The sequence below is a fragment of the Candidatus Jidaibacter acanthamoeba genome (assembly GCF_000815465.1).
Taxonomy (GTDB): Bacteria; Pseudomonadota; Alphaproteobacteria; order Rickettsiales; family Midichloriaceae; genus Jidaibacter; species Jidaibacter acanthamoebae.
Map to the genome: position 1 here is coordinate 1 of NZ_JSWE01000062.1, position 6,730 is coordinate 6,730.

General features: G+C 34.2%; 5 protein-coding genes and 2 pseudogenes. 2 read left to right on the forward strand and 5 right to left on the reverse strand.

Features of this window, described 5'->3' with window-relative positions; all coding sequences use genetic code 11:
* Window positions 1-284 (reverse strand): annotated as a pseudogene (locus NF27_RS02325) (IS6 family transposase); the annotation flags it as partial.
* A 147-nt stretch (window positions 285-431) separates the two neighbouring features.
* A complete protein-coding gene (locus tag NF27_RS02330; protein WP_053332509.1) occupies window positions 432-1,865 on the reverse strand; it encodes an integrin alpha in 1,434 nt (477 codons plus the stop codon).
* Window positions 1,866-2,093: 228 nt separating this feature from the next.
* On the opposite strand from NF27_RS02330, the gene NF27_RS02335 reads away from it, so the two are divergent.
* Window positions 2,094-2,276, forward strand: coding sequence for a transposase (locus NF27_RS02335; protein WP_039455401.1), 183 nt, complete (start codon window positions 2,094-2,096; stop codon window positions 2,274-2,276).
* A gap of 217 nt (window positions 2,277-2,493) precedes the next feature.
* Here NF27_RS02335 and NF27_RS02340 read toward each other — a convergent pair whose 3' ends face one another.
* Window positions 2,494-2,946, reverse strand: a complete 453-nt coding sequence (locus NF27_RS02340) for a hypothetical protein (RefSeq protein ID WP_039455404.1) — start codon at window positions 2,944-2,946, stop codon at window positions 2,494-2,496.
* Window positions 2,947-3,740: 794 nt separating this feature from the next.
* Complete coding sequence (locus NF27_RS02345) at window positions 3,741-5,264, reverse strand: integrin alpha (protein WP_053332510.1); 1,524 nt, start codon at window positions 5,262-5,264, stop codon at window positions 3,741-3,743.
* A gap of 358 nt (window positions 5,265-5,622) precedes the next feature.
* On the opposite strand from NF27_RS02345, the pseudogene NF27_RS12960 reads away from it, so the two are divergent.
* A pseudogene (locus NF27_RS12960) lies at window positions 5,623-5,934 on the forward strand (IS6 family transposase); the annotation flags it as partial.
* 53 nt (window positions 5,935-5,987) lie between these two features.
* On the opposite strand, the gene NF27_RS02350 reads toward NF27_RS12960, so the two are convergent.
* Entirely contained in the window at window positions 5,988-6,644 is a 657-nt protein-coding gene (locus tag NF27_RS02350) for an IS6 family transposase (RefSeq protein WP_204367852.1), read from the reverse strand.
* Window positions 6,645-6,730: the final 86 nt, after the last annotated feature.

Sequence of the window (6,730 nt, forward strand, 5' to 3'; positions counted from 1 at the left end):
TATAAGTATAACCATTTACCTTTAACCTTGATATAAGTTTCATCCAGGTACCAGGAAGCGTTGGTGGATTTGACAAAATAGCTAACTTTCTTTTGTATTTCAGGCCCATAATGCTGAACCCACCTGTATATGGTACTTGGAGAAATGTTTAATCCTCTCTCTTCCAGCATTTCACTTAAATTACGATAACTAAGTCTGTACCTCAAATACCAGCGTACACATAATAATATAATCTTCCCTTCATAGTGGCGCCATTTGAAATCTACAGACTTGTACTTTTTCATATGCATAATTATTAAGTTGCGCCTTACCTTATACCTACCTTTATATTTCATTTCTCGCAACACTGCCGAAATTAATTACCAAGTGCAATAACTTGACAGTGACGGCTAGATTACTCTAGCCGGAACTCAATATATCAGTATCTAAACCTAAAGGTCATATGAACCAAATACTACATAGCTTGCGGCAGAACCAGGATGTGAAGTAGCAATAAGTAAATCAGCAAAACCGTCACCGTTGATGTCTCCTGCTCCGCTTACTGCACGACCTGAATAATCATATGATGCTTCCCCGTTTAGTTGAAACCCGTTTTTCCCGTTAATGCTTGATAAATACATGCTTGAAGGAAATGGAGATTTGCTTCCGTATAATACATAGCTTGCTCCGGTGCCAAAATAAGCAGATGGAGCACTAATAATTAAATCATCAAGACCGTCACCATTGATATCTCCTACTCCGCTTACTGCAGTGCCTGACATATCATGCTCCGACCGCCCTTTAAGTCGGAACCCGTTGCTTCCGTTAATGCTTGATAAACTCATACTTGGAGGAAATGGGAATTTACTTCCATATACTATATAGCTTATTCCGGCGCCATAAGTAGCATAAGGAGCACCTATAATTAAATCATCAATGCCGTCACCATTGATATCCCCTGCTCCACTTACTACATAACCTGAATTATCAGATACCTCTACTCCTTTGAGTCGAAACCCGTTTTTCCCGTTAAGACTTGATAAACTCATACTTGGAGGAAATGGGAATTTGCTTCCAAATACTACATAGCTTATTCCGGCATGAGAATTAGCAAGAGGAGCACCTATAATTAAATCATCAATACCATCACCATTGATATCTCCTGCCCCGCTTACTGCAAAACCTGAAACCCCCTTCAATTGCTCTCCTTGGAGTTCAAAGCCGTTGCTTCCGTTAAGGCTTGATAAATTCATACTTGGAGGAAATGGGAATTTGCTTCCGAATACTACATAGCTTGCTCCATTATAATAACCCGAAGCATTATCAGGAGCACCTATAATTAAATCATCAATACCGTCACCATTGATATCTCCTGCTCCGCTTACTGCATTGCCTGAAAACTTAACCGATAGTGTACCGTTCAGTTGAAACCCATTTTTTCCGTTAAGGCTCGATAAATCAATTAGTGGAGGAAACGGAAATTTGCTTCCGAATACTACATAGCTTGCTCCAGCGTAAGAATTAGCAAGAGGGGCACCAATAATTAAATCATCAAGACCATCACCATTGATATCTCCTGCTCCGCTTACTTTAATACATGAATATCGACTCGGTATTGACTCTTTCAGTTGAAAACCGTTGCTTCCGTTAAGGCTTGATAAATTCATACTCGGAGGAAAGGGAAATTTACTTCCAAATACTACATAGCTTATTCCGCCTTGAGTAAGAGGAATACCAATAATCATATCATTAATGCCGTCACCATTAATATCCCCTGCACCGCTTACTGCAGTGCTTGTCTGATCCAATAACATTGCTTTTAGCCGAAACCCGTTGGTTCCGTTAAGGCTTGATAAAGGGAAGGGGTTTATAAATAAATTAGCCATGTAATTAATACCTCAAATTTATATAATTGTTCGTTTCATATTCTAAAAAAAGTAAAGTTTTATAATACCTAATCATAAATAACCTTATTGATAGGTAGGTATCAGGTATACAATATTAACGCTGGCGGATAATCAATATTATTGATATTAAAGCTAGATATAATATATGAAACTTAAAATACTATTAGTTACTAACTCTGTGATATTCATATATTATTTGGCGGAAGGTTGGCCTTTTATTCTGATTATGTAATAGAGATGATGCTAATTATTCATATGTTACTTAAGCTACCGCTAAGGCAAACCGATGAGTTTATCAGGTCTATATTTGAGCTTGTTAGAGTTAAGCTTGAAGTACATGAGTTTGAACCGGATTATCCAAGCGAGCTAAATGTATGCTTAAGAGAATAAAGTTACCACCTTTAGTTGAAGAAAGGTACTTGGTAATAGAGAATTAGCCAATACAAAATTAGGCTTTAGTTATTTTGTAATTATATATTCATTTCCCTAATAGGATAAGTTTTGGAAGATAAATTAAAAATGACATGGATTTTTAAATACTCCAAAACTTATAAAAAGCCATATAAAATAGAAAGCGCTGGAATTAACTACTCCATTTTCCGAAACACTATCCTTCTTCATATTCTCTTCCAAAACGTATATAACAATCTTCTTCTTTAAATGATTTATCATTTCCAAAAATTATGAATCTCGAGCCATCTGAATTATGTGTTTGAATGTTAGCACTTTTTTTTGTAGAAGCGGGAGTTTGAAAACTACCACTTAGGCATATAGCCGCTTCATTCAACTCATCAGCATAATTATATAATCCATAAATTGCACCAATCGCAGCGCCGGGAGTCCCGCCAAAAATTCCTCCAATAATCGCATATGTGGTAGAATACCAATTTGTGCCTGCAACTATGCCAACTACTCCTTTTGATAGGTCTCCTATACTCAGACCTATTAAGCCTCCAAGAGTAGCATAGCCCCAACTAATATTCGCAGGCACAGCACATTTATTAGCGCTAGAATATAATGTTGTTTCATTATTGAGTTGAAAAATTAAATTTTCTGACATACAAGCAACCTTATTTATTTATGCTATTGAGCAGATATATACTATACAAAAAAATAATTACCAATACAAATTTGTTTAAGACATAAAAAGTTTATTATAACCTTAATATTTTACCTATGTATTAAATTAATTTCTTTAATATTGGGTATTTTTACCCAACCCCCGAAAAGATAATAAATACTTTATTGAGAGACAATTTAACTTATCAATTCCTACTTATGCATTCTAAAAAATCCCATAAAATTAGATAACTTCTTTCCCCAATTTCATTTTTTGCAGCACAACCAATTTACTTACCTTGTAACAATTAAGTTTTAGATAAAATATTAGTGTTATTTAATTTATGTAAGATCTAAAACTATATTATAAAATAAAAACTATGTTTATTATTAGTAAATACTATAGATAATGTATTTATTTTAAATAAAATATCATACAATTAATAATTTATTTACACATGCATTAAGTATATCTTGCAAATTCATATTAGTCTTATGAATTTAGGCAATATTATTTAATTTCAATTTAAAAGTAATTATAAAATAAGTTAAATACCTAAGTAGTATATATAATATAGTCGCCGTGAACTATAAGGAAATATATTTAACAGGTAATGAAACCTTTAGTTCAATTAGTTGGTTGTAGAGTTATATTTTTATCTCCTCACTCGCCGGTTGCTTCTGACCTAGTTAAAATAAATATACTTGATTATAAACTCGTTTGACGTCTATCTTAAAGGGAAGGTTATAAAGAAGCTTTATTAACTTTTACGCTAATAAAGCTTCGGTTAGTTACTAGAACACGGCTGGCAACATATCAAATAGTTGAGAAAAAATGTTACTCATCATACTATCATTGCCCAAGGAATCTTCAATATTTTCCGTACCGAACACTATATAGCTTACCCCTGAGTGGCTATGAGCAAGAGGAGCTCCTATAGCAAAATCTGCAATACCGTCCTTATTTACGTCACCCACTCCACTTACTGAGTAACCCATTGAATCCTCAGAGCGTACCTTATTTATTTGGAAACCATGGCTGCCGTTTAGATTATACTGGTTGATGTATATCTCAGGCGGAAACCCAAGTTTATCTCCAAATAATACATAGCTTGTTTCTTGGCCACCGCACGCATTATAAGATTTACTTATAATTAAATCATCTATGCCGTCATTATTTATATCACCCGCGCCGTTTACTTTTAAGCCGGCACCCGTACTATCCTTAATAGCAAAGCCGTTGTTCCCGTTAATACTAGATACACTAAAAGGATTTGAAAAATCTTTACTTCCGTATAATACATAATTTGTCGGGTTACCGCCGCATGGACCTGAACTATCGGAAGACACAACCAAATCATTTAAGCTGTCACCGTTAATATCTCCTATACCGCTCACTGATGAACCAAGATAACTAGTCTTACTATCTCCTTGTATTTTAAATCCGTTATTATTTCCAATATACGGATATATATGCTGTAGTGCATTTTCCGATCCCTTTCCGTATACTACGTAGGCAGCTCCTATACCGTTATCAGCATTACGAGCACCTATGATTATATCATCTAAACCGTCTCCGTTAATATCACCTAATTTGCCGATTGATTGCCCTGAAACGCTGTTTTGTTCTCCATAAATTGTAAGGCCTTTCCATTGTTCCAGGTTAGTCAGGTTTACAATCGGAGGTAATGGCAAATTGTTTCCGTACAGTACATAACTTGCTCCACCGCCATTATTTATCATTCCTTGCGGCGCGCTTATAACTATATCATCCAGGCCGTCACCGTTCATATCTCCGGCAGCGCTTACCGACATACCTAAAGAACTTCCTCTCTCTTTATCATCTCCGATAATCGCAAAACCATTACTGCCGTTAAGATCAGAAACATTTATAGTAGAAGGAAAACCGGATTTACTACCAAATACTACATAACCTTCTCCTAGCTGGTTATTTTTACCGACAGCTCCTATAATTATATCATTTAAGCCATCTCCGTTTATATCGCCTGCTCCGCTTACAGAATAGCCTAATGCATCTTTTGAATTTTCTCCGACTATTTGAAAACCATTACTACCGTTAAGACTGGAAACACTAAGTTTAGAAGAGAATTTAGAATCTTTTCCAAAAAGAACATAAGCTTTACCTGCATATTTATTTGCAGACTGAGCTCCTATAATCATATCATTTATACCGTCACCGTTGACATCTCCCGCACTGCTTATTTGCCAACCTAATTCATCTTTATCATTACCGATTACTTTAAACCCGTTTTTTCCGTTAAGGGAAGATAGATAGAATGGATTATTTGATGAAGTCATATTATTATCCTCATATTGAAGGTTTACTGCTAACTTTTCTTGAAATAAGAAAAGTTACAAGCTTAGTGTAATTAAATAATGTTCATAACCTATATAAATAATGTTAAAATTACTAAACCATTATTAACTTTTTATTTTAAATTAATGTTAAATTCTTATTGTTCTTTGTTATTTTATATTGTTTCTTTATTTAGTCAGAATGTCTGCACTACATGCTATGTATGGTTATAAGCTCTTTTTAGTAAAAAAGTGACTATTTATGCTAAAGACAGAGATGATAGAACAGCCAGGTAGCGTTGCAAAGAATAAGATTTGAGAGTAGCTATAGAGTTAAGCAAGCAACTAATGATTTATTCATATGAGGAAGTATCAGCCTATAGATTTCAAACGGCGCCACTATGAAGGGGAGATTATATTATTATGTGTACGCTGGTATTTTAGGTATAGAGTTAGTTATCGTAACTTAAGTGAAATGATGGAATAAAGAGGATTAAACATCTGCCCAAGTACCATATACAGGTGGGTTCAGCATTATGGCCCTGAAATACAAAAGAAAGTTAGCTATTTTGTCAAATCCACCAACACTTCCTGGTACCTGGATGAAACTTATATCAAGGTTAAAGGTAAATGGTTATACTTATACAGAGCAATTGATAGGGTACCGTCAACTTAACTTAGAGTAATAATTTTGTTATATGTAAGAAGTAAGCATTTTGCTATATATTATGCATAATAATGTTGAGAAGCAGCCTCATTGAATAATTCGAAAGCAAGCCTCATTTTATTTTTATATTCTGAAGCTTTAAACTTATATCTATTTACTTTTAATAAATTTAAAAATTGACTGCATGATGATAAGAACCGTTGTGTATGTCCGGGATCCTTAAATTTCCTCATTTGACGCTCTCTCTGCCTAGTAGGTTGATGAGAGTTTTCTATTAGGTTATTTAATCGCTTATGCTTACTGTGCTCACTAGATTTGAGTATTGATTTCTTTGCCGATCCGTAACTTCTTAATTTATCAGTTACTATTATTTTTGGTATAAAATTATGCCTCTTCAGTAGCTTTTTAAAAAACCTAAGCGCAGCTTTAGTATTCCTTCTCTTCTGCAATAAAATATCTAACTCTTGCCCCTGATTGTCTATTGCTCGCCATAACCAAAAAACCTCTCTTCTTATTACCACTCTCATTTCATCCAAATGCCACTTATCACCAGGAATATAACTTCTCTTCTTACGTATATTATTTGCTATTATTGAGCCAAACTTTTTATTCCATTCTCTTATACTTTCATGACTTACCTCAATATTCCTATACAACAATATTTCTGATATATCTCTCAAGCTTAAAGAATACCTGTGATATAACATAACTAACATATCTTATTATTTCACGTGGGTACCTATGCCTCTTATACATCACTAGACCTATATATTTTTATATTAATATTATATACTAGCTTAAT